This window comes from Streptomyces sp. NPDC001816 (assembly GCF_042892235.1).
Taxonomy (GTDB): Bacteria; Actinomycetota; Actinomycetes; order Streptomycetales; family Streptomycetaceae; genus Streptomyces.
Genome location: NZ_JBIATY010000004.1, coordinates 502,950 through 525,900 on the forward strand (window position 1 = coordinate 502,950; position 22,951 = coordinate 525,900).

The 22,951-nt window shown below is 71.3% G+C and carries 24 protein-coding genes; 13 read left to right on the plus strand and 11 right to left on the minus strand.

What is annotated here, in order from left to right; translation table 11 throughout:
* Window positions 1-14: 14 nt before the first annotated feature.
* Window positions 15-197, minus strand: a complete 183-nt coding sequence (locus ACFYZZ_RS17825) for a hypothetical protein (protein ID WP_389176548.1) — start codon at window positions 195-197, stop codon at window positions 15-17.
* A gap of 291 nt (window positions 198-488) precedes the next feature.
* Here ACFYZZ_RS17825 and ACFYZZ_RS17830 point away from each other — a divergent pair, with 291 nt between their 5' ends.
* From ACFYZZ_RS17830 to ACFYZZ_RS17840, 3 genes are all read left to right on the plus strand, one after another.
* The gene (locus tag ACFYZZ_RS17830) at window positions 489-2,543 is read left to right on the plus strand and encodes a HelD family protein (protein ID WP_389176550.1); all 2,055 of its coding nucleotides are present in this window, start codon (window positions 489-491) and stop codon (window positions 2,541-2,543) included.
* A 102-nt stretch (window positions 2,544-2,645) separates the two neighbouring features.
* Window positions 2,646-3,062 (plus strand): hypothetical protein, encoded by a 417-nt coding sequence (locus ACFYZZ_RS17835; protein WP_389176552.1) that lies wholly within the window; start codon window positions 2,646-2,648, stop codon window positions 3,060-3,062.
* Entirely contained in the window at window positions 3,059-6,886 is a 3,828-nt protein-coding gene (locus tag ACFYZZ_RS17840; protein ID WP_389176554.1) for a hypothetical protein, read from the plus strand. Before ACFYZZ_RS17835 ends, ACFYZZ_RS17840 begins: the two co-directional genes overlap by 4 nt.
* A gap of 29 nt (window positions 6,887-6,915) precedes the next feature.
* On the opposite strand, the gene ACFYZZ_RS17845 is transcribed toward ACFYZZ_RS17840, so the two are convergent.
* Both ACFYZZ_RS17845 and ACFYZZ_RS17850 read right to left on the minus strand, forming a co-directional pair.
* On the minus strand, window positions 6,916-7,617 hold the full coding sequence (locus tag ACFYZZ_RS17845; protein WP_389176556.1) for a copper homeostasis protein CutC: 702 nt from the start codon (window positions 7,615-7,617) through the stop codon (window positions 6,916-6,918).
* A gap of 77 nt (window positions 7,618-7,694) precedes the next feature.
* Window positions 7,695-8,363 carry a maleylpyruvate isomerase family mycothiol-dependent enzyme gene (locus ACFYZZ_RS17850; protein ID WP_389176558.1) on the minus strand — a complete coding sequence of 223 codons (669 nt, stop codon included), beginning with the start codon at window positions 8,361-8,363 and terminating at the stop codon, window positions 7,695-7,697.
* Between the two features lie 224 nt (window positions 8,364-8,587).
* Here ACFYZZ_RS17850 and ACFYZZ_RS17855 point away from each other — a divergent pair, with 224 nt between their 5' ends.
* Both ACFYZZ_RS17855 and ACFYZZ_RS17860 read left to right on the plus strand, forming a co-directional pair.
* Window positions 8,588-9,232 carry a hypothetical protein gene (locus ACFYZZ_RS17855; protein WP_389176560.1) on the plus strand — a complete coding sequence of 215 codons (645 nt, stop codon included), beginning with the start codon at window positions 8,588-8,590 and terminating at the stop codon, window positions 9,230-9,232.
* 27 nt (window positions 9,233-9,259) lie between these two features.
* Window positions 9,260-10,360 (plus strand): GNAT family N-acetyltransferase, encoded by a 1,101-nt coding sequence (locus ACFYZZ_RS17860; RefSeq protein ID WP_389176562.1) that lies wholly within the window; start codon window positions 9,260-9,262, stop codon window positions 10,358-10,360.
* Window positions 10,361-10,407: 47 nt separating this feature from the next.
* Here the strand turns inward: ACFYZZ_RS17860 and ACFYZZ_RS17865 are convergent, their stop codons facing one another.
* The gene (locus ACFYZZ_RS17865) at window positions 10,408-10,689 is read right to left on the minus strand and encodes a DUF4031 domain-containing protein (protein WP_386573632.1); all 282 of its coding nucleotides are present in this window, start codon (window positions 10,687-10,689) and stop codon (window positions 10,408-10,410) included.
* 7 nt (window positions 10,690-10,696) lie between these two features.
* Entirely contained in the window at window positions 10,697-11,080 is a 384-nt protein-coding gene (locus ACFYZZ_RS17870; RefSeq protein WP_389176564.1) for a hypothetical protein, read from the minus strand.
* 67 nt (window positions 11,081-11,147) lie between these two features.
* Between ACFYZZ_RS17870 and ACFYZZ_RS17875 the strand changes: the two genes are divergently transcribed.
* The 5 genes from ACFYZZ_RS17875 (at window position 11,148) to ACFYZZ_RS17895 (ending at window position 15,390) form a co-directional block, all read left to right on the plus strand.
* Entirely contained in the window at window positions 11,148-12,053 is a 906-nt protein-coding gene (locus ACFYZZ_RS17875; RefSeq protein ID WP_386573634.1) for a MurR/RpiR family transcriptional regulator, read from the plus strand.
* 35 nt (window positions 12,054-12,088) lie between these two features.
* Window positions 12,089-13,012 carry an N-acetylmuramic acid 6-phosphate etherase gene (murQ, locus tag ACFYZZ_RS17880; protein WP_389176566.1) on the plus strand — a complete coding sequence of 308 codons (924 nt, stop codon included), beginning with the start codon at window positions 12,089-12,091 and terminating at the stop codon, window positions 13,010-13,012.
* 16 nt (window positions 13,013-13,028) lie between these two features.
* Complete coding sequence (locus ACFYZZ_RS17885) at window positions 13,029-14,480, plus strand: PTS transporter subunit EIIC (protein WP_389176568.1); 1,452 nt, start codon at window positions 13,029-13,031, stop codon at window positions 14,478-14,480.
* 34 nt (window positions 14,481-14,514) lie between these two features.
* The gene (locus ACFYZZ_RS17890) at window positions 14,515-14,727 is read left to right on the plus strand and encodes a hypothetical protein (protein ID WP_389176570.1); all 213 of its coding nucleotides are present in this window, start codon (window positions 14,515-14,517) and stop codon (window positions 14,725-14,727) included.
* Window positions 14,728-14,817: 90 nt separating this feature from the next.
* On the plus strand, window positions 14,818-15,390 hold the full coding sequence (locus tag ACFYZZ_RS17895) for a hypothetical protein (protein ID WP_389176572.1): 573 nt from the start codon (window positions 14,818-14,820) through the stop codon (window positions 15,388-15,390).
* On the opposite strand, the gene ACFYZZ_RS17900 is transcribed toward ACFYZZ_RS17895, so the two are convergent.
* The 4 genes from ACFYZZ_RS17900 to ACFYZZ_RS17915 form a co-directional block, all read right to left on the minus strand.
* Window positions 15,387-16,934, minus strand: a complete 1,548-nt coding sequence (locus ACFYZZ_RS17900; protein ID WP_389176573.1) for a carboxylesterase/lipase family protein — start codon at window positions 16,932-16,934, stop codon at window positions 15,387-15,389. The two genes, ACFYZZ_RS17895 and ACFYZZ_RS17900, sit on opposite strands and share 4 nt — an antisense overlap.
* An 89-nt stretch (window positions 16,935-17,023) precedes the next feature.
* Window positions 17,024-18,151 (minus strand): NADH:flavin oxidoreductase, encoded by a 1,128-nt coding sequence (locus ACFYZZ_RS17905; protein WP_389176575.1) that lies wholly within the window; start codon window positions 18,149-18,151, stop codon window positions 17,024-17,026.
* Window positions 18,152-18,297: 146 nt separating this feature from the next.
* Window positions 18,298-18,444 (minus strand): hypothetical protein, encoded by a 147-nt coding sequence (locus ACFYZZ_RS17910; protein ID WP_389176577.1) that lies wholly within the window; start codon window positions 18,442-18,444, stop codon window positions 18,298-18,300.
* A gap of 77 nt (window positions 18,445-18,521) precedes the next feature.
* A complete protein-coding gene (locus ACFYZZ_RS17915; protein ID WP_389176579.1) occupies window positions 18,522-18,755 on the minus strand; it encodes a hypothetical protein in 234 nt (77 codons plus the stop codon).
* A gap of 115 nt (window positions 18,756-18,870) precedes the next feature.
* Here ACFYZZ_RS17915 and ACFYZZ_RS17920 point away from each other — a divergent pair, with 115 nt between their 5' ends.
* From ACFYZZ_RS17920 to ACFYZZ_RS17930, 3 genes are all read left to right on the plus strand, one after another.
* Entirely contained in the window at window positions 18,871-19,710 is an 840-nt protein-coding gene (locus tag ACFYZZ_RS17920; protein ID WP_389176581.1) for a Scr1 family TA system antitoxin-like transcriptional regulator, read from the plus strand.
* A complete protein-coding gene (locus ACFYZZ_RS17925) occupies window positions 19,694-19,885 on the plus strand; it encodes a DUF397 domain-containing protein (RefSeq protein WP_389176582.1) in 192 nt (63 codons plus the stop codon). The genes ACFYZZ_RS17920 and ACFYZZ_RS17925 overlap by 17 nt, the downstream gene beginning before the upstream one ends.
* Window positions 19,886-20,011: 126 nt before the next feature.
* Entirely contained in the window at window positions 20,012-20,695 is a 684-nt protein-coding gene (locus ACFYZZ_RS17930; RefSeq protein WP_389176584.1) for a class I SAM-dependent methyltransferase, read from the plus strand.
* Window positions 20,696-20,785: 90 nt separating this feature from the next.
* Here the strand turns inward: ACFYZZ_RS17930 and groL are convergent, their stop codons facing one another.
* Window positions 20,786-22,408 (minus strand): chaperonin GroEL, encoded by a 1,623-nt coding sequence (gene groL / locus ACFYZZ_RS17935; RefSeq protein WP_389176586.1) that lies wholly within the window; start codon window positions 22,406-22,408, stop codon window positions 20,786-20,788.
* 325 nt (window positions 22,409-22,733) lie between these two features.
* Window positions 22,734-22,940: a cold-shock protein gene (locus ACFYZZ_RS17940; protein WP_019057200.1), complete on the minus strand. Its 207-nt coding sequence runs from the start codon at window positions 22,938-22,940 to the stop codon at window positions 22,734-22,736.
* Window positions 22,941-22,951: the final 11 nt, after the last annotated feature.

Here is a 22,951-nt window from a genome sequence, read left to right on the forward strand (position 1 = left end):
GTGACCCTATGCCGCTACTTACGGCGTATGCCCGCTTCCTCGCCGTACTCGCCGAGGATCACCACGCGGAACGCGGCCTCGACGAACACCTTGACGGCGCGCAGGGCGTTGCCCAGGGGGTGGTGATGGGAGCCGTCCATGGCCGTGGCACCGGACGGGGGGCGGACAGAGGCTGGGTGGATGGTTGCTGCGCTCATGTCTCCATGGTGGAACTTCGCACCCAGGTCACGCATCGGTCTCCAGAGCCAATCCCCAAGGCGTCCGCGTAGGTCTCCGGGTGGACCCCCGCCCCTACGCCGGACGGTCCGCGTCCCCTAGGGGGCACGACCTCCGGAGGACCCGCGAGACCCCGCGCGGAAATTCATTGGCCTCCTCCCGGCCACCCCGCCTACAATCTCCGCTCTTGCCCGCCTCCCTACGGAGAGCCGCCGCCCGCACGGAAACCGGGCGGCCTTCAGTCATGCCACGAGCAGATCCGGAGGCACCCCTTGTCCACGCCCGCCCACGAACCGCTCGACGACCCACTCGCCCGGGAGCGCAGCCACCTCGCCTCCTCCCGGTCCGCGCTGCGCGCCATGCGCGAGGACGTCGAGGCGCTGGACATCAGCGACGTCACCGCGAACTGGGTCAACGCCGAGGTGCTCGCCCGCCAGATCGACGAGCGCATCAAGGCGCTCGCCGACCTCAGCGACACCCCCCTCTTCTTCGGGCGGCTCGACTACGTGCACGCCCCGCGCGCCGACCAGGCGGAAGGGGCCGAGGGCGAGAGGTTCTACATCGGGCGGCGGCATGTGCACGACGGCGACGGCGACCCCATGGTCATCGACTGGCGCGCCCCGGTCTCGCAGCCGTTCTACCGCGCGTCCAAGAAGGACCCGATGGACATCGGGCTGCGCCGCCGCTTCGGCTACACCGGCGGCGACCTGACCGCGTACGAGGACGAGCACCTGTCCGACCCGGCCGAGGCGGCCACCACCAGCAAGCTGCTCCAGCAGGAGATCGAGCGGCCGCGCGTCGGCCCCATGCGGGACATCGTGGCGACCATCCAGCCCGAGCAGGACGAGATCGTCCGCAGCGGGCTGGGCGGGACCGTGTGCGTACAGGGAGGCCCGGGCACCGGAAAGACCGCCGTCGGCCTGCACCGTGTCGCCTACCTCCTCTACGCCCACCGGGAGCGGCTCGCCCGCACCGGCACGCTCGTCATCGGCCCGAACAAGTCCTTCCTGCACTACATCGAGCAGGTCCTTCCCGCGCTCGGCGAGCTGACCGTGCAGCAGGCGACCGTGGACGACCTGGTCGCCCATGTGGAGGTACGCGGCACGGACGAGGCGGCCGCCGCCGTCGTCAAGGGCGACGCCCGGATGGCCGAGGTGCTGCGCCGGGCCCTGTACTCCCACGTGACCATGCCCACCGAGCCGGTCGTCGTCGTACGCGGCTCGCGGCGCTGGCGGGTTCCGGCATACGAACTGGAGGAGCTGGTCCGCGAGTTGCTGGACCGGGACATCCGCTACGGCGCCGCCCGCGAGGCCCTGCCGCAGCGGATCGCGCACGCGGTGCTGGTGCAGATGGAGCGGGCCGGGGAGGCGCCGGACGACCGGGTGCAGGACGCGGTCGCCCGCAACAGCGCGGTGAAGGCGGCCGTGAAGACGGTCTGGCCGGCCGTGGACCCGGCGAAACTGGTCCTGCGCCTGCTGACGGAGGCCGACTTCCTCGCCGAGCACGCCGAGGGCGTCCTGGACGAGGACGAGCAGAAGACGATCCTGTGGGCGAAGCCCGTGCGCAGCGTGAAGTCGGCCAAGTGGTCGGCGGCGGACGCGGTGCTGATCGACGAGGCGGCCGACCTGACCCAGCGCACGCACTCGCTCGGGCACGTCGTCCTGGACGAGGCGCAGGACCTGTCCCCCATGCAGTACCGGGCCGTCGGCCGCCGCTGCACCACCGGCAGCGCGACCGTCCTGGGCGACCTGGCGCAGGGCACGACCCCCTGGGCGACCCGGAGTTGGGACGAGGCGCTGTCCCACCTCGGCAAGCGGGAGGGGGTCATCGAGGAGCTGACGGCGGGTTTCCGCGTCCCCACGGACGTCATCACCTACGCCTCCCGCCTCCTCCCCCACATCGCCCCCGGCCTCACCCCGGTCGCCTCGGTCCGTGAGAACCCCGGCTTCTTCGAGGTCCGCACCGCGACAGCGACGACCGAAGTGATCGCCGCCTGCGCGGAGTTGCTGGGCAACGAGGGCTCGACCGGTCTGATCGCGGCCGACGCGCGCATCCCGGCCCTCGCCGAGGCCCTGACCGCGGCCGGGATCACCTACCTGGCCCCGGGCGAGGAGACCACCCGCGAGACCCGGCTGACCCTGGTCCCGGCCTCCCTCGCCAAGGGTCTGGAGTACGACTACGTGGTGCTCGACGAGCCCCAGGCCGTGGTCGACGGTGAGCCGGACGAACGCACGGGCCTGCGGCGCCTGTACGTGGCCCTGACCCGAGCGGTGTCGGGCCTGATCGTGACGCACGCGGCACCGCTGCCCCCGCAGCTCGCCGCCTAGAGACTGCCTGTCGCCTCAGCCTCTGCCTTTCAGATTTCAACGAAAGCGCCTTGCCAGTGAGTACATTTGTTATAAGGGCAGGACATAAAGAGGTTGATGGCGATGGATCCGATCGTATCGTCGGCAGCCACGACCTTGATTGGGGTCATGACAACCGACGCATGGCAGCAGGCGCGGGTCGCCGTTGTCACCTGGTGGCGTCGCATTCGCCCGCGTCAGGCGAGCCGGGTGGATGCAGCGCTCGTGGAGTCCCGGGACCGCATGCTGACCGCCCGTCGAGCGGGTGATGAGGACACCGAATCGGACCTGGTTGCGGCCTGGGGATCCCGTCTGAGCGCGTTGTTGCAGGACGACCCCGCGCTGACCGACGAGCTGCGGCGGCTGATCGACGAGGAGATCGCCCCGCTCCTGCGCCACGAGGACGTCGCCCGGACTGGGTCCCATGAGTTCCAGGCCGAGGCATCCGGACACGGCCGGGTGTACCAGGCCGGCCGTGACCAGCACATCTACGGGCCATGAGCCCCGTCGGCAAACAGCCCGAGGCCGAAGAGGAGATCCGGCTGGAGGCGCACGCCTCGGACCGGGCCAGGGTCTACCAGGCACATCGGGATCTCTACCTGTCGGAACGGGACCTGCATCTGCACTACGAGGACGGGGTGCGCACGGCCCGCCGGGTGTGCACCGACTCCGTCTCCGAGGAGTGCCCATATCCCGGCCTGGCCGCATTCGGGACCGACCAAGCCCAATGGTTCTTCGGCCGGGACGCGCTGGTGGCCAAGCTGCTGGTCCGGCTGGATGCCTGCCTCGCGGTGGGCGGTGCGCTGGTCGTCGTCGCACCGTCCGGGGCGGGAAAGTCGTCGCTGCTCAGGGCGGGGCTCCTGGCCGAGATCGCGCGTGGTGCGCTGCCGGGCTCGGCACGCTGGCCCTGCCTGTGGCTGACCCCGACCGTGCACCCGATGGCGGCCCTCGGCGCACGGCTGCCAGAAGTGACGGGCAGGCGCCGGGACGGGCCGGGCAGCGAGCCGTGGCAGCCTGAAGCACTGCGTCGCGCCCTCTCGGAGGGCGACGGCGACGGAACCGGCTCCGAGCGCCGCATCGTGGTGGTTGTGGACCAACTGGAGGAGCTGTTCACGCTTTGCGCCGACGAGCGGGAGCGGCGGGACTTCCTAGACGCGGTGCTGGACATCGCGGAGTCGGGGCCCGGCGGCGAACCGCCAGTCGGATTGGTCGTCTTCGGACTACGCTCGGACTTCTACACCCACTGCGCCGCCCACCCCCGGCTCCTCAACGCCGTGGAATGCAACCAGGTGATCGTGGGACCGCTGACCCGAACCGGGGTCCGCCAGGCGATCCTCCACCCGGCCCGCTCGGTCGGGCTGAATGTCGAACCGGGCCTGGTACAGGTCCTGTTGCGCGACCTCGGCACACCGGAACCGGCTGGCGCAGATTCGGCGCCGGACGAGGCCAGCGCCTACGAAGCCGGTCGGCTGCCGCTACTCGCACACGCGTTGCGCGCCACCTGGCTGCGTCGGGCGGGCCATCTCCTCACGGTCGACGGCTACGAGTCCACAGGCGGCATCGCGCACAGCGTGACGGCCGAGGCGGACCGCTGGTTCGACCGCCTGGATCCACCGGCGCAGCAGACGGCACAGTGGGTGTTTCTGCGCCTGGTCAAGTTCGGCGACGGCACAGACGACACCCGTCGGCCGGTGCGGTATGCGGAGCTGCTGGGCCACGGCGCACGGGCCGAAGAAGCCGCCCGGGTCATCGAGACGTTCACCCGGGGGCGGCTGCTGACCCGGGAACAGGACACGGTCACCATCACCCACGAAGTGCTGCTGCAGGCCTGGCCTCGCCTTCGGCAGTGGATCGAGACTCACCGCGCCCGATACCGCGCCCGCCAGCGGCTGGAGGACGCGGCCGCCGCCTGGCAGGAAGCCGGGCGCGACCCGGCGCTGCTATACCGGGGCCACAGACTGGACGAGGCCAGGGCATTGGCCGACGACCCGGACATCGGCGAGTTCGATCAGGTGGTGTCCGCGTTCCTGACCGCCTCGGTACGGCAAAGGCAGCGCACGCGCCGGATCCGCCAGGGGGTCATCGCCGGTCTGAGCGTGCTGACGGTGCTCGCCGCGCTCTCGGCCGCCCTCGCGTTCCAGCAGGCCAGCACGGCACGGCAGGAACGCAACACCGCTATCCTCGGCGAGATCAGGGCCGAGGCCGACCATCTGCGCGCGACCGATCCGTCGCTGGCCGCCCAGCTGGACCTGGTGGAGCACCGGATGTCACCGTCCACGTCGGCCGAGAACCAGCTGCTCAGCGACCAGAACATGGCCCTGGCCAGGGTGCTGACCGGCCACCGGGACCGGGTGAACACCGTGGGATTCAGCGCGGACGGACGCGTGTTGGCCAGCGCGGACAGCAGTGGCACGATCCGCCTGTGGAACACCGCCCGGGCGAGCCAACCTGGCCCGCTGGGCGCCCCGTTGCGCGGTTCGCCGGGCGCGATCCGGGCGCTCGCCTTCAGTCCTGTCGGCTACCTCCTCGCTACCACCGGCGATGACGGCACCGTCCGGCTGTGGGACGTACGCAACCCCCACCACCCCGCCAGCCTTGGCACTCCCGTCCGGGCCGGCGGTGCCCTGAAGACGCTCGGCTTCAGCCCCGACGGACGCGCTCTGGCCGCGGCGGGACACGACGGACGCATCCGGCTGTGGGGCATCGCGGACCCTCGGCACCCCAAGCCGCTCGCCAAGTCGCTCACCGGCGCCGACGGCGAGGTGAACGGACTGGCGTTCAGTCCGGACGGCAAGCTGCTGGCATCCGGCGGGAGCGACGCAACGGTACGGCTGTGGCGAGTGGCGGACCTGCAGCATCCGTCTGCCGTCGGCCGCGTGCCGGACCCCATCCCCTTCAAGGCCGGGGTCCCAGGCTCCGCCCAGGCGGTCGCCTTCAGTCCGGACAGCCGCACGCTCGCCGTAGCCGGGAGTGACCAGGTCGCACACCTTTGGGATGTCACGAAGCCTGCCAAGCCGACCGCGCTCGACGTCCCATTCAGCAATGGCGTCGTCAACGCCGTCGCCTTCTCCCACAGCGGCCACTTCATGGCGTACGGCGGCGATGACAACCACGTCTGGCTCGAGAACGTGGCTGATCCGAGCCACTCCCAGGACCTCACCAACGCCCTGACCGGCCACACAGGACACGTACTAGCACTGGCTTTCAACCCGAAGGGCGGCGTGCTGGCCACCGCAGGCGCTGACCGCACCATCAGACTGTGGACGATCCCTCGTACGATCCTCGACGGACATGCGGGGTACGTCGACACCGTGGCCCTGAGCACAGACGGGCGTCTGCTCGCCTCGGGCTCCCAGGACGACACCGTCCGCCTCTGGGACGTCAGCAACCCCGCCGTTCCCCGCCCGGTCGGCACTCCGATCCGCGGCCGCACCCCGTTCATCAACTGGGTTGTCTTCAGCCCCCGTGGAAGGGTGCTGGCCGTCGCGGACGGACAGGACGTTCAGCTGTGGGACATGACCGTACCGGCGAGTCCCAGGCTGCTGGGTAGTCCGCCGCACCGTTCCCAGGAAGGCTTCCGGGGCCTCGCGTTCACCCCCGGCGGGCGCACGCTGGCAGGCGGCAACAACGACGGCACGGTCACCCTCTGGGACGTATCCAACCCATCCCGTCCAGCGGCCCTCGGACCGCCACTGGACACACACGCGGGCAGTGTGATCTGCCTGGCCGTCAGCCCGGACGGCCGCACGCTCGCCGCCGCAACGCAGAGCGGCAGCCTCCGCCTCTGGGACATCACCGAACCCGCACACGCGAGGGTCCTGGGTACATCTCTGCGCGTTAGCGGGGACCCGCTCCAGTCAGTCGTCTTCAGCCCGGACAGCCGCGCCCTCGCTACTTCCGGAAGCGACGACACGATCCGGTTCTGGGACCTCACCGACCGCACGCACCCCACAGCAGTGGGCCCGCCCCTGACGGACCACACGGACAGCGTCAACACCCTGGCCTTCACCCGGGACGGGCGCACCTTGGTCAGCGGTAGCTCCGACGCGACAGTCCAACTGTGGGACGTCCGCGACCGCAACCACGCCCGGGCCCACGGGCTGCCGGTGACCGGCATCGTCAACTGGGTCAACGAGATCGTGTTCTCACCGGACGACCGCTACCTCTTCATCGGCGACGGCGAGAACACCGTGCGCATCCTGCCCCTGTCCACGCGGACCGCCATCGACTACGTGTGCCAAGCGACCGGGAACCTGCTAACCCGCGCACTATGGCACACGTACATCCCGCAATTGCCCTACGATCCACCGTGCGCCCGGCGCTGAGATCTGCCCACCACCCGAAGGCACCCGGGTCAGGCGCCGTCGACCACCCTCCGCCACTCGCCCACAGCCCACTCCGACACCGGCCCCGCCCACCCCTCGGGACGAGCCGCCCCGCCGATGTGGAAGGCGTCGATGCCGGCGTGGCGGAGGGCGGGGACGTGGTCCAGGCGGAGGCCGCCGCCGACGAGGATCGTCTGGTCGTAGCCGGGCTCGCCCCGTCGGCGCACCTCGGCGACCAGGGTCTGCAGGCCCTCGTCGACGCCGGAGGCGGAGCCGGCGGTGAGGTAGGTGTCCAGGCCGGGCAGGTCGGCGAGCTGCTTGCGCAGGGCGTCGCGGTCGACGGCGCGGTCGATGGCCCGGTGGAAGGTCCAGCTGCAGCCGCCCAGCGCGGCGACGACCCGCTCCACCGCGTCCAGATCGACGCCCCCGTCCGCGTCGAGGAACCCGAGCACGAACTGGTCGGCGCCGGCCTCCCGCAGCTCGCCCGCCACCCGGACCAGACGCTCGACGTCCTCGGGGTCTCCGGCCGCGAACCCGTCCGCCGGCCGCAGCATCACGCGCAGGTCGATGTCGACGGCGGCCCGGATCCCGGCGACGGTGGCCGCCGACGGGGTGAGCCCGTCGGCCGCCATCTCGGTGACCAGCTCCAGACGATCCGCGCCTCCGGCCTGGGCGGCGACCGCGTCCTCGACGTCGAGGGCGATCACCTCCAGGACTGCACGCTTGCTCATGGCACCCCATTCATCGGCGGCTACAGGTCTAGTCCAATTCAAGACTACGCCGGTTCCGTACCCGCCCGGGCCGCCCCTCATCCGAAGATGTTCAGATCCCCCTCCGCCGCGCCCGCCAGCTCGTACGCGGCTGCGTCCAGCGGCCGCCCCGCGTACAGCCGTACGAGCGTGGCGGCCGAGCCGATGTACCGGGCGGGCGGAGCCCCCGCCGCCGGGTCCCCCAGCCGCAGCGGCTCGTCCACGTCGTCGAGGTCGGCGTGCAGCGGCAGGTGCTTCTTCTCCCGGGTGACACGGACCAGCAGCGTCAGCGCGTCCGGCAGACCGGCCCCCGCGTACGCCCCCGGCACCCCGAGGACGTCCCGCACGTCACCCGCATGCACCCACTCCCCGAGCGCGATCATGTCCAGCACCCCGCCCGCCTTGGCGATCACCGGCCCCGCCTCGGTCATCCCGCGCTCCAGCTCGTCCACGACCTGCGCGTTCGTCCACTGCGCGCGCTCGGCGACGTCCCGGTCGTTCGACTCGGGCGAGAACACCCCCTTCTCGAACCGGCTCTCCACGACCCGCATCAGCGCGGCGGAACAGTGCGCCAGCACATCCCGCACCGTCCACCCCGGACACGCGACGGTCGGCAGCGCGAAGTCGGCGTCCGCACGCGAACGCAGCAGCGGTATCAGGGCATCCCGCTCGACCTCCAGCAGCCGACCGGGCAGTTCAGGATCCCGTGCTTCCTCTACGTGAGTCATGGGCCCACGCTAGGGCCTGTCGTCAAATTCCCGTCGTCCGCCCGGAGGGCGGGCTCGGCGGCGTCTGGTGCGTGCGATCGCAAGGCGCCGGAGCGCCCTCGTGGCGGAGCCACGTGGGGTTCGGCAACGCGGCGAGCGTGCGTGCCAGGCGTCGCCGGGCAGGCGGGAATTTGACGACAGGCCCTAGGGGCGCCGTCCGCCGCGCGTCACGGAAGAATGAGCACATGGCCGACCTCGACGCCCTGCGCCTGCGTTTCACCCACGCCCTGGAGGGAGCCCGCGCCCCCGGCGACGGCCCCGACCCCACCCCCTATGCCGACAGCCTCCTCACCCGCTGGCAGGAGCCCCAGCGCCACTACCACACGCTCGCCCACCTCACAGCGGTCCTGGACCACATCGACGTACTGGAGAAGCACGCGGCCGACCCGGACGTCGTCCGCCTGGCCGCCTGGTTCCACGACGCGGTCTACCTCCCGGACCGCTCCGAGAACGAGGAGCGCTCCGCGCACCTGGCCGAGCGCGCCCTGCGCGAAGCGGGGGTACCGGAGGCGAAGACAGCCGAGGTGGCCCGCCTCGTCCGCCTCACCGTCACCCACGACCCCACCGACGACGACCGCAACGGCCAGGTCCTCAGCGACGCCGATCTCGCCATCCTCGCCGCGCCCCCGTCGGCGTACGCCACCTACACCGCCGAGGTACGCGAGGAGTACCACTTCGTCCCCAACGAGGCCTTCCGCGAGGGACGTTCAGCGATCCTGCGCCAACTCCTCGACCTGCCCAGTCTGTTCCGCACGCCGTACGGGCGGGAGCACTGGGAGGCGACGGCGCGTTACAACCTGGCGGGCGAGCTGGAAATGCTGTCGACCTGAGGGACCCCGCACCCTAGGGTTCGCCCCATGCGATCGATAAACGGGGACGATGTGATCGCTGCCGTCGAGGGCAGCGTGGCGGTGCTCGGCACGGCAGTGGAGCGGGACTGGAAGGGCGTCAGGGCCGGGCGTCTTGAGTGGAGTTGCCGGGAGACGGCCGACCACATCGTGACCGCCTTCATGGGCTACGCGAGTCGGCTGGTCGTAGGCGCCCAGGACTGGCTCCTCTTCGACGTCACCGTGGACGAGGACGCCCCCAACGCCGGTGTGCTGGACGTGATCCGGTCGACCGGCGCCCTGCTCGCCGCCACCGTCCGCACCACCCCGCGCGACGTCCGCGCCGTCCACCCCTTCCCCTTCGGCAGCGCCGACCGCGAAGGCTTCGCCGCCATGGGTGTCACCGAGGTGCTGCTGCACACGCATGACATCGCCGAGGGACTCGGGATCGCCTACGAGCCGGCCGAGGAACTCGCCGAGGCCGTCCTGACCTGGCTCTTCCCGCACGTCCAGCCCGGCCCGGCGCCCTGGCCGACCCTGCTGTGGGCGACCGGCCGCGGCGAGCTGCCCGGCCGTGCCCCGGTCACCGAGTGGCGCTGGCGGAACAACCTGGTCATCCCCACCGAGCGCCTCACCCTGGTCGGGGTCCGCCCGGCCGCCGCCCGCGACCTCCGCCTCGGCGGCGACGGCGGCTTCGAGTGGATCGAGGGCGGGCCCTTCGAGGGCACGCGAGTGGCCGCGACCTACATGGTGAAGGCCTATGAATCGGGCGTGCACCGGCCCGAGTTCGGCGTCTTCGCCCTCGTACGCCAGGAGGACGGCCGCGCCATCGGCGGCATCGGCTTCCACGGCATCCCGGACGAGGAGGGCCGGGTGGAGGTCGGCTACGACCTGGTCGAGGGCGCCCGCGGCCAGGGCTACGCGACCGAGGCCCTGCGCGCGCTGACGGAGTGGGCGCTGGCCCGGGACGACGTCGACACGGTGTTCGCGACCATCGAGGCGGACAACCTCCCCTCACAGCGCGTGGTGTCCCGGGCGGGGTTCACCCGGGCCACCGTGGAGGAGGAGCGGACGGCGCAGGAGGAGCACGGCGCGGACGGCGAGCTGCAGCTCCACATCCGGCGGCGGTGAGCACCGCTCGCGTCCCCTGCGACGGCCCGCGTGCCCACTGGTTCGGTTCAGTCCCGCACTGAAGGAGCCGGGCGGCCCTTGGGCCGTCGCAACCCCGCCTCCGTGAGCCTGCGGACGAGTTCCTTGGAGCCGATCTCCACCGCCCCGGCGGCCACCGCGTCCGCGTAGTGGTGGGACGGGATGTCGTAGTGGTCGCGTTCGAAGGCGCGGCGGGGTACGCCCAACTCGGCCGCGAACACGTGCAGTTCGTCGAAGGACACATCGCTCACCAGGTGTGACCACATGCGTCCGTGGCCGGGCCAGGACGGCGGGTCGATGTACACCGTCACGGGAGCCTCACGAGGACTGCATCCCGCCCGTGGCCCACCCCAGCGAGCCCACCGCGGCCACCTTCACGCCCGCCTTGCTGCACACCCAGTGCGGGTCGGGCCCCAGTTCCGGCTCCACGTCCAGCGCGTGCGGGTCGCCCGAGCCGCACACCGGGCACAGCGGCCACCGGCCGTACCGCTCCAGGAGCGCGTCCTGGACGTCCTGCGCGACCAGCCCGGCCACGTACTCGACGCCGTCCGGCCACTGCTCGACCCACCAGCGGCGCTGTGTGACGGAGTCCTCGACCAGGGAGACCACGTCGGCCTCGGCGACATCGCCCGCGACCAGATCGGCGAGCACCAGCGCGCGGGCGGCGTGCAGCGCCTGCTCAAGCGGGAATAGGGACTCCATGGTCCCATTGTGCGCACTCTTGTGCGCACTCTTGACCGCGAGAGGGAACCGAAAATATCTTTCATTGGTGACCCAGGACGTGAAGGAAATTTTCGGAAGTCCGGGCGGCTCCCTCGCCGCCAAGGTGCGCACCCTCGCCCCTTCCATGACCCGGTCCATGCAGCGCGTCGCCGAGGCGGTCGCGGGCGACCCGGCCGGGTGCGCGGCCCTCACGGTCACCGGCCTGGCCGAACTGACCGGCACCAGCGAGGCGACGGTCGTACGCACCGCGCGGCTGCTCGGCTATCCCGGTTACCGCGATCTGCGCCTCGCCCTGGCCGGGCTGGCCGCACAGCAGCAGTCCGGCCGGGCGCCCGCGATCACGACGGACATCGCGGTGGACGACCCCATCGCCGACGTCGTCACCAAGCTCGCCTACGAGGAGCAGCAGACCCTCGCCGACACCGCCGCCGGACTCGACACCGCCCAGCTGGGCGCGGCCGTCACCGCGCTCGCCGGCGCCCGCCGCACCGACGTGTACGGCATAGGCGCGTCCGGCCTGGTCGCCCAGGACCTCACGCAGAAGCTGCTGCGGATCGGGCTCATAGCCCACGCGCACAGCGATCCGCATCTCGCGGTGACCAACGCGGTGCAGCTCCGGGCCGGGGACGTGGCGATCGCGATCACGCACTCCGGGTCGACCGGGGACGTCATCGAACCGCTCCGGGTCGCCTTCGAGCACGGGGCGACGACGGTGGCCATCACCGGCCGCCCGGACTCGCCGGTCACCCAGTACGCAGACCACGTCCTGACCACGTCGACCTCCCGGGAGACCGAGCTGCGGCCGGCCGCGATGTCCTCGCGGACGAGTCAACTGCTGGTGGTGGACTGCCTGTTCGTGGGGGTGGCACAGCGGACGTACGAAAGTGCGGCGCCCGCGCTCGCCGCGTCCTACGAGGCGCTGGCGCACCGGCACCGCACCCATCCCAGGTGAGTGAAGAGCACGCGAATCGGAGAGAACCACCCCCCATGACCTCCCACGACCTGCGCAACGAGCTGGAGTCCCTCACCACCGAAGCCTTCCGGCCGGAACTCGCCGAGATCGACCGGTTGCCCACCCTCGACATCGCCCGCCTGATGAACCGCGAGGACACCGGCGTGCCCGACGCCGTCGGTGCGCGGCTGCCGGAGATCGCCGCCGCCGTCGACGCCGTGTCCGAGCGGATGGACCGGGGCGGACGTCTGATCTACGCCGGCGCGGGCACCGCCGGACGCCTCGGCGTGCTGGACGCCTCCGAGTGCCCGCCCACCTTCAACACCGACCCCGCCCAGGTCGTGGGCCTGATCGCGGGCGGCCCCGAGGCCCTGGTCACCTCGATCGAGGGCGCCGAGGACTCCAAGGAGCTGGCCCGCAGCGACCTGGACGCGCTGAAGGTCGGTGCGGACGACACCGTCGTCGGCATCTCGGCCTCCGGCCGCACCCCGTACGCCATCGGCGCCGTCGAGCACGCCCGTGCGCTCGGCGCGCTGACCATCGGGCTGGCCTGCAACGAGCACAGTGCGCTCGCGGCCGCCGCCGAGCACGGCATCGAGGTCGTCGTCGGGCCCGAGCTGATCACCGGCTCGACGCGGCTGAAGGCGGGCACGGCCCAGAAGCTGGTGCTCAACATGCTGTCGACGATCACGATGATCCGTCTGGGCAAGACCTACGGGAACCTGATGGTCGACGTCCGCGCCTCCAACGACAAGCTCCGGGCCCGTTCCCGCCGTATCGTCGCGCTGGCCACGGGAGCCTCGGCGGAGGAGATCGAGAAGGCGCTCACCGAGTCGGGCGGCGAGGTGAAGAACGCCGTCCTGACCATCCTCGCCGGCGTCGACGGCCCGACGGCCGCCCGCCTTCTGGAGGAGTCCGGCGGTCATCTGCGTGCCGCGCTGGCGGTCACGGGCACCTGAGCCGCACGCTCGGGGCGTGCGCAACGACCCCGCCTCCATCGCAGCCGCCGTCCTCGCCCGGGTCGGCGGCCCCGCGAACGTCACGTCCGTCGCCCACTGCATGACCCGGCTCCGGCTGGGCGTCGCCGATCCGGCGGCGGTGGACGGGGAAGGGCTGCGGGGGCTGCCCGGAGTGCTGGGGGTCGTCGCGGACGGGGAGTCGTCCTTGCAGGTCGTGCTGGGGCCGGGGGTGGTCGTCGAGGTCACGGCGGCCGTACGGATCCAGGTCGACGAGGTCGCCGGGGCCGATGCGGTCACCGCGACGACCGCGACGACCGCGACCGCTCAGCCTGTCGGTGATCTACCGGTCGATGCGGCCGGCCGCCAGTTGAAGGAGCAGGTCCGGCAGCGCAATGCCACCCCCTTCAAGACCGCTCTGCGCCGCGTCGCCGCCGTCTTCGTGCCGCTCATCCCCGCCCTGATCGGCTGCGGCATCCTCGCCGGGATCAACGGGCTGCTGGTGAACGCCGGATGGCTGCCCGGGCTGACCCCCGCCCTGGCCGCCGTCGCCTCCGCGTTCATGGCGCTGATCGCGGTGTTCGTCGGGTACAACACCGCGAAGGAGTTCGGCGGCACGCCGGTGCTGGGCGGGGCCGTGGCCGCCGTGGTCGTCTACCCGGGCGTGGCGAAGGTGACGGCGTTCGGGGTGCAGCTGGCGCCCGGCCAGGGCGGGGTGCTCGGCGCACTCGCGGCGGCGCTGCTGGCGACCCGGGTGGAGAAGTGGTGCCGGGGCCGGGTACCGGGCGCGCTGGACGTGCTGCTGACCCCGACCGTGACCGTCCTCGTCTCCGGCCTGGTCACGCTGTACGGCCTGATGTACGCGGCCGGCGTGGTCGCCTCGGCGATCGGTACGGCGGCGAACTGGCTGCTGGCCACGACCGGAGCCCTGGCCGGACTCGTCCTCGGCGGCCTGTTCCTGCCCCTCGTCATGCTGGGTCTGCACCAGGCGCTGATCCCCATCCATGCCACCCTCATCGAGCAGCAGGGCTACACCGTCCTGCTCCCGCTGCTGGCCATGGCGGGCGCCGGCCAGGTGGGCGCGGCGCTGGCGGTGTACGTCCGCCTGCGGCACGACGTCTCCCTGCGTACGACGATCAGGTCCGCGCTCCCGGCGGGACTGCTGGGCGTGGGCGAGCCGCTGATCTACGGGGTGTCCCTGCCACTGGGCCGCCCGTTCGTGACGGCGTGCGCGGGCGGCGCGGCCGGCGGGGCCTTCATCGGGTTTTTCGCGATGCTCGGGGACAAGGTGGGGGCGACAGCCATCGGCCCGTCGGGCTGGGCCCTGTTCCCGCTGCTGGCGGGGAACAGGAGTCCGGGGATGACGGCCGCCGTCTACGGGGGCGGACTGCTCACCGGTTACGCGGTGGGGTTCGCAGCGACGTACTTCTTCGGTCTTCCCCGCGGCTCCCGTGCGGCCGCATCGGCGTGACGCACCGTCGGGACCGGTCGTTGCCCCGGGCATGATGAAGAAGCTTCTGGCCACCGCCGCCCTGACTGCCTGCGGCGCCGCCCTGGCCGCCCCCGCCCACGCCGACGACCACTGGACCGCCACCGCGACCGCCCTGTGCGCCAGTGACCTCGTCGTGACCCCGGCGGCCAAGGCCGTCTCGCCCCTGCCCCTGACCGACGCCGCCCCCGCCTGCGGCAAGGGAAGCCTCATCCACAACGACGGCTGACGGAGCGGCACTCTGCTCACCTTTGGCGTCCTCCCGCAGCTGAGGCCTTGCTGGACCCCGCCCGAGCCGTCCCGCGCTACCGTCGACACCATGAACCACGCCCAGCTCACCGCCCTCGGCCGGGCCCTGCGGCTGCTCGGGGAGCACGGGGAGGCGCTCACCGGGGACACCCCGGATGCCCGGTTGTACGAGGTCAAGGCCGATCTACGGCGGGCCCTCGACCTGCTGGAGGAGAGCGTCGGGGCCGGTGCCCCCTCGACCCGGTGCCCCGAGCATCCGCACGGGCCCGTCGACGAGAGCGCCCCCGATCTGTGCCTGCTCTGCGAGACCCGGCGCCGGGCCGCCCGGCGCTCGGAGTACCAGGGCAGGCCCGGCGCGGCCGAGCCCGTCGCCACCGCCCCCTCCCGTTACGGCGTCCGGGCCGACCGCCCCCAGCCCCAGCAGCGGTGGCTGCCGGAGGCCTGGAACGGGCGCGAGTGGGAGCTGTGCGGGACGCCCCGGCGGGACCGGCGCGAGGCCGAGGCGTATCTGGCCGCCCAGCGACGCGGATCCCGGCCCGCCATGGCGTACCGGCTCGTGCACGAGTTCACCGACTACGAGGTGCTGCGGATCTGGGGGACGCCGGTGCACGTCGACATCGAACCCCTCGGCGGCAACCTCTAGCCGAGCAGCGGCAGGGGCAGGAAGTCGTAGCCCTCCCAGAGGCGCCTGCTGCGCTCCTCCGGGTAGGCGGCGACCGTCGGCTCGGCGTCCAGGATCTGCACCGGGCGGGTCTTGGTGTCGTACGCCGTCCAGCCCGGGTCTCCGGTGCGGGCGAACGACGTCCACGCACGGCGGAAGCGGGCGGACAGCTCCTTCGCCTCGTCCGGTATGTCCGCCCCGGCGAAGAGCAGACCGCCCAGGAAGCCGCGGTACGTGCCGAAGAGCAGGGCGACGTCCAGGACGTGGCACGCGCCCAGGACACCGCCGCTGCCCGGCGCCTCCCAGGTCAGTTCGTAGACGTGGGCCCTGCCGCCGCCCGCCAGCTGGGCCTCGGCGAGATGCAGGCTCGGCATCCCGAACAGCCAGTCCGTCTGGACCCGCTCGAACAGCTCGCTCGGCGAGGCGTCCGGGAAGGCCGAGCGGTAGGCCTGTTCGCCCGCTTCGCCGCCCGGGGCGAACATCCGCAGCGCCGCTGTCGCCCGGTCCTCCGTGATCTTGCCGAGCATGCCGCCCATGGCCAGGAACAGACGGAACTCGTTCCGGTTGTGGCCCACCAGGAGGTCGACGTCCCTTGCCGCGCCCGCCGCCAGCGCCTGCCAGGGGGTGCTGGGCAGGATGTCGCCGTCGACGACCGGGGAGAAGGGCGTGACCGTCGGTGCCGCCTGACCCCATCTGTCCGTGTACTGGAGCATCTTGGCGCCCAACGTCTGTCCGGCGCCGACGAGTTCACGGGGGTCCACCGCGGCCAGATCCGCCGCCGTCGGCTGCCGCCCCGCCTCCGCCGCCAGCGCCCCGGCCATGTCACGCGCCAGCTCGGCGGAGAAGAACGTGCCCGGCAGGCTCTGTGCCACCGCCCGCCGGAACAGTCCCCGGGCTCTCGGCATCGTCAGCAGCGAGGCCACCGAGCCCGCTCCGGCCGACTCGCCGAAGACCGTGACCTGGCCGGGGTCGCCGCCGAACGCCGCGATGTTCTCCCGCACCCACTCCAGGGCCGCCACCTGGTCCAGCAGGCCCCGGTTCGGCGGCGCGCCCTCCAGAAGGGCGAAGCCCTCCATGCCCACCCGGTAGTTGAAGGTGACCACGACGACGTCGCCGTCCCGGGCGATGCGCTGTGCGTCGTAGCCGGGCTGGCCGGCGTGGCCCATCTTGTACGCGCCGCCGTAGATCCACACCATGACCGGGCGGCCGGCGGACGGGTCCGGGCAGGGCGTCCACACGTTCACGGTCAGCCAGTCGTCACCAGTGGGGCCGGTCACCCCACCCCCCTGGACTCCCAAGTCCTGCGGAGGCGGGGGTCCGAAGGCGTACGCCTCCCGGGTGCCGTGCCAGGGCCGGGCCGGGCGCGGGGCCTGGAACCTGGCCTCGCCGACCGGGGGTTCTGCGAAGGGGATGCCACGGAAGACCGCCAGACCGTCCTCGTGGCGCCCGCGCACCGCGCCGCAGGCGGTGCGCACCACAGGTCCGGCGGTCTCCGCCGCCCGGGCACCGGACTCGCTCGTCGTCATGCTCGCTCCTCACTGGTCATCAGGGGAACGGACGGGAGCGATCACAAGTGCCCGGCGAACTCGGCTACTTCAGCCGAGGTCAGCCGAGGTCAGCTGAGGGTCTTCAGCGCGGCCGCATCGTACGGCTTCAGCTCGTCGAAGCGGTCCGCGAGCACCTTCGCCGCCCACTCCGGGTCCTGGAGCAGCGCACGGCCGACGGCGACCATGTCGAACTCGTCGGCCTCCAGGCGGTCGAGCAGGTTGTCGATGCCCTTGACCGGGGAGCCCTCGCCCTGGAAGGCCTTGATGAAGTCGCCGTCGAGGCCGACCGAGCCGACGCTGATGACCTGCTTGCCGGTGAGCTTCTTCGTCCAGCCCGCGAGGTTCAGGTCGGAGCCGTCGAACTCGGGCAGCCAGTAGCGGCGGGTGGAGGCGTGGAAGACGTCGACGCCGGCGGCGGCCAGCGGGGTGAGGATCGCCTCCAGCTCCTCGGGGGTCTCGGCGAGGCGGGCGCCGTAGTCCTGCTGCTTCCACTGCGAGTAGCGGAAGAGGATCGGGAACTCGGGGGAGACGGCCGCGCGGACCGCCGCGACGATCTCCGCCGAGAACTTGGTGCGGGCCACCGGGTCGCCGCCGTACGCGTCGGTGCGGCGGTTGGTGCCGGCCCACAGGAACTGGTCGAGGAGGTAGCCGTGGGCGCCGTGCAGCTCGACGCCGTCGAAGCCGATGCGCTCGGCGTCGGCGGCGGCCTGGGCGAACGCGGCGACGACGTCGTCCAGGTCCTGCTGGGTCATGGCCTTGCCGGTGGGCTCGGCACCCTCGGTGACCAGGCCGGACGGGCCGACCGCGGGGGCGTCCGCGAACGGCGGCTCGCCCTGCTTGCGGACCATGCCGATGTGCCACAGCTGAGGCACGATCGTCCCGCCCGCCGCGTGCACGTCCTCAGCGACCTTCGCCCAGCCGGCCAGCTGCTCCTCGCCGTGGAACCGGGGCACACGGTCGCTCTGCCCGGCCGACTCGTGCCCGACGTACGTCCCCTCGGTGACGATGAGACCGACACCGGCGGCGGCACGGCGCGCGTAGTACGACCGCACGTCCTCGCCGGGGATACCGCCCGGGGAGAACATGCGGGTCATCGGCGCCATCACGATCCGGTTGGGGACCGTGAGCCCGTTGAGGCTGATCGGGCGGGAGAGGATCTGGGCCGCGCGGGAGGCGGGAAGCGTCGTGTCGGTCACGTGGGGGCTCCTCGGGTGTTGCTCGGTCTGACCAGCTGGTATGTGCATGCGCATCGTTGCACCTCCTCAAAGAACCTCCTATGCAGTGCGGAACATTCCGATTCCGGCGCCGACTGCCATGTGATCCCGGCCACGCCCGCCGGTCGTCAGGGCAGCTTGGTCGCCGGGCGTGAGCGGGCGTCATGGTTCAGCCGCCGGACCTTTTCGCGCAGCACCTCGTCCGGCGCCACCTCCCCCAGCTCCTCGGGCGGACAGTCCCACTCCCGGCCGCCGCCGACGGGCCGAAGCTGCACATAACCTCCTACACGCGCCATGACCTCGCCGATCCGCCCGCTCCGAACGTCGACGGCGTACGTCCCGATCTCCCCGATCACGCATCCCCACCCGCCCGCCGCAGCGCCGACGCCAGCCGCGAGGCGACACCCAGGTTGCAGCGGCCCAGGTCGACGAGGGCGTAGGGGTGACCGTGAGCGCCGGTGACCGGGTCGATCCGCAGTGAGGGCAGGATGATCCCGACCTCGTGCAGGGCCGCACGCAGCCGCTCGACGGCTTCCGCCGCGGACCGGGCGGGCCGGTCGTCCGCCGTCATTTCCTTCGCATCCATTGCACCAATCCCTCCACGCTGGGTGTTCGTGTTCGCTACACAGCGTGGCCGACAGCGCTCTAACCTGGCCAGAGAGGGCGCCCCAACAACCTCTGCTGTCAGACCGGGAGTTGCCATGGCAGGACCTAAGGACCTCGATCCGTCGTCGTCGCCGCGCGCTTTGCTGGGTGCCGAGTTACGGCATGCTCGCGAGCGGAAGGGGCTGAGTCAGGAGCAGTTGGGCCAACGGCTGTTCGTGAGCGGGTCGTTCATCGGGCAGCTGGAGGCGGGGACTCGGCGGATGCAGCCGGAGTTCGCGCGGATGCTGGACGAAGTGCTGGAGACGGGTGGCTTCTTCACGCGGAATTGCAGGGCGGCAGCCACCTCGAAGTATCCGGCGCACTTCGTGGACGTGGCGGAGTCGGAGGCTCAGGCGACAGCGATCAGGCAGTACGCACCGCTCCTGATCCCCGGGCTGATCCAGACGGCCGCATACGCCTGGGCCGTGAACCGCGCGTACGACCCGACGACGCCGGAGGAGACCATCGAGGAGTGGACTGAAGGCCGGATGGAGCGGACCCGTCTACTGGACCACCCAACAAAGCCGATGTTGTGGGCGGTGCTTGACGAGGCGGCGTTGCGCCGGGAGATCGGTGGCCGGGCGGTGATGGCAGAGGCCCTGAGGCACATCGCCGGCCTGGCTCGCCGGAGCCGGATCATCTTGCAGGTGCTGCCCTTCAGCGCGGGTGGGCACGCGGCGTTGCAGGGCGCCATGAAGCTGATGGAGTTCGCGGATGCCCCTCCGCTGGTCTACTTCGAGGGGGTGCGCAACTCGCGGCTGGAGGACGACCCGGCAAGAGTCGCCCAACTGAGGTTCGTGTTCGATCTCCTCGTGGCCTCCGCGCTCTCGCAGGAGAAGTCTCTAGCTCTGGTAGAGGCGTTGGCGGAGGATTACACCCATGAGGAACATCCGTGACTACGACCTGAGCTGGCGCAAGTCGACGTACAGCGGCCCCGGCGGCGACGACTGCCTGGAAGTCGCCGACGGCCACCCCGCCCTCGTCCCCGTCCGCGACTCCAAGACCCCCCAAGGACCGAAGCTCTTCTTCAGCTCGGTCACCTGGGCTGCCTTCACCTCTTCTCTCAAGTGACCGTTGGGGCCGCCCGCTTCTTGGCCAGTGTCGTGCTTCCACGGCCCGACGGTCACTGACCAACTCCCGGGGCTCAAGCCTCGCACCCCCGCCCTGCGAGTTGACTTCACTACGCAGACTGACCGTATGCCGAAACCCCCACTGATCTCCGCGAGCGACGAGCTGGAGCGGTCCTCCGTCGTAGCGAACAACTCCATGAACCGGGAACGCGGGCTGACCGGAGTCAACAGCTACGCCCGCGAGTTGGGCTTCGATCCCGTTGCCCGGCTGGCCGGTCGTCCCGCTCCCTCCTGGCTGGACCTGTGCAGTGGTGAGGGCCGGGCGCTGCGGGAAGCGGCCGGTGTTCTGTCGGACGACGCCGTGCTCACCGCCGTAGACCTCGTGGGGCCGCTCGTGCCCGGGGCGCCGACGCCGCCTGTCCTAAGGGAGATCGTTGCCTCCGTTTCCTCTTGGGCGCCCTCACGGACGTACGACCTCATCACCTGCGTACACGGTCTGCATTACATCGGCGATCAGCTGGGGCTTGTCTGCCGGGCCGCCTCCTGGCTCTCTCCCGGCGGGCTGTTCATCGCCCACTTCGACCCCGACTCCGTCCGCTGGGTCGATGGCTCACCTGCCGGGCGGGCCGTTCTTTCCGTCCTCCGCGCCGCCGGGTTCCGTTACAGCTCCCGGCACCACCGCCTCACCCTCGATGGCGCCCGCGACATCCGACCGCCGTTCCGCTACGTCGGCGCCGATCCCTCCGCCGGGCCGAACTACACGGGTCAGCCCGCAGTGGGTTCCTATTACGTGGAGACCTGTGTTGGCTGAGCTTTGAAAACGCCCGAGGGCGGCACCCCCAGCCAGAAGCTGGAAGTGCCGCCCTCGGTCCGAAGGACAGGCGATCAACCGTCAGGTCGATCAGAAGTCCATGTCACCGCCCGGCATGCCGCCCGGAGCGGCCGCGGCGGCCTTCTCCGGCTTGTCGGCGATGACGGCCTCGGTGGTGAGGAACAGCGCGGCGATGGAGGCGGCGTTCTGCAGGGCAGAGCGGGTCACCTTCGCCGGGTCGATGATGCCCTCGGCGACCAGGTCGACGTACTCGCCGGTCGCGGCGTTCAGGCCGTGGCCCGGGGTCAGGTTGCGCACCTTCTCCACCACGACACCGCCCTCGAGGCCGGCGTTGACGGCGATCTGCTTCAGCGGGGCCTCCAGGGCCAGCTTCACAGCGGCGGCACCGGTGGCCTCGTCGCCGTCCAGCTCCAGCTTCTCGAAGACACCCGAGGTCTGCAGCAGGGCCACGCCACCACCGGCGACGATGCCCTCCTCGACGGCGGCCTTCGCGTTGCGGACGGCGTCCTCGATGCGGTGCTTGCGCTCCTTCAGCTCCACCTCGGTGGCGGCACCGGCCTTGATGACCGCGACACCGCCGGCGAGCTTCGCCAGGCGCTCCTGCAGCTTCTCGCGGTCGTAGTCGGAGTCGCTGTTCTCGATCTCGGCGCGGATCTGGTTGACCCGGCCGCCGACCTGCTCCGAGGAGCCGGCACCGTCGACGATGGTGGTCTCGTCCTTGGTGATGACGACCTTGCGGGCGCGGCCCAGGAGGTCCAGGGTCGCGTTCTCCAGCTTGAGGCCGACCTCCTCGGAGATGACCTCGCCGCCCGTGAGGATGGCGATGTCGCCGAGCATGGCCTTGCGGCGGTCACCGAAGCCCGGGGCCTTGACGGCGACGGACTTGAAGGTGCCACGGATCTTGTTGACGACCAGGGTCGACAGGGCCTCGCCCTCGACGTCCTCGGCGATGATCAGCAGCGGCTTGCCCGACTGCATGACCTTCTCCAGCAGCGGGAGCAGGTCCTTGACCGAGCCGATCTTGGAGTTGGCGATGAGGATGTACGGGTCCTCGAGCGACGCCTCCATGCGCTCCATGTCGGTCGCGAAGTAGGCGGAGATGTAGCCCTTGTCGAAGCGCATGCCCTCGGTGAGCTCGAGCTCCAGACCGAAGGTGTTGCTCTCCTCGACGGTGATGACGCCTTCCTTGCCGACCTTGTCCATGGCCTCGGCGATCAGCTCGCCGATCTGGGTGTCGGCGGCGGAGATGGACGCGGTGGAGGCGATCTGCTCCTTGGTCTCGACGTCCTTCGCCTGCTCCAGGAGAGCGGCGGAGACGGCCTCTACGGCCTTCTCGATACCGCGCTTGAGGGCCATCGGGTTGGCGCCGGCGGCGACGTTGCGGAGGCCTTCCTTGACCAGGGCCTGGGCCAGGACGGTCGCGGTCGTCGTGCCGTCACCGGCCACGTCGTCCGTCTTCTTGGCGACTTCCTTGACCAGCTCGGCGCCGATCTTCTCGAATGGGTCCTCGAGCTCGATCTCCTTGGCGATGGAGACACCATCGTTGGTGATCGTGGGGGCGCCCCACTTCTTCTCGAGGACGACGTTGCGACCCTTGGGGCCGAGCGTCACCTTGACGGCGTCCGCGAGCTGGTTCATGCCGCGCTCGAGGCCGCGCCGCGCCTCCTCGTCGAACGCGATGATCTTGGCCATGTGAAGTGGTCCCTCCAGGACTGGGGGTGATTCCTTCGGACCGCGCCCGCGCCCGCGACGGACGGCTCGCCGACCTGTGGTTCCTTGCCCCACCTGGCCTGCGGGCCTCACCGACCCGGTCCTTCTTTGTCACTCTCACCTTCAGAGTGCTAACGCCAATGATTAGCACTCGGCACCCCCGAGTGCAAGCGCCTCGGGGGTGCCGGGGGTGCGCTCAGCCGCGCGCGAACAGGGGGCGCCGGGCATGACGAAGGGCCCGCACCCCGGGAGGTGCGGGCCCTTCGACGATGTACAGAAGAACGTCGCTGTTCAGTCGACGCGTGCTTCAGCTGGTCGCCAGCCGGACCATGTCCGCCTGCGGGCCCTTCTGGCCCTGCGAGATCTCGAAGTCGACCCGCTGCCCCTCTTCCAGGGTGCGGTAACCGTCCATCTGGATCGCGCTGTAGTGGACGAAAACATCCGCACCACCGTCGACCGCGATGAAGCCGTACCCCTTCTCCGCGTTGAACCACTTGACGGTGCCCTGAGCCATGCCTAACTCCC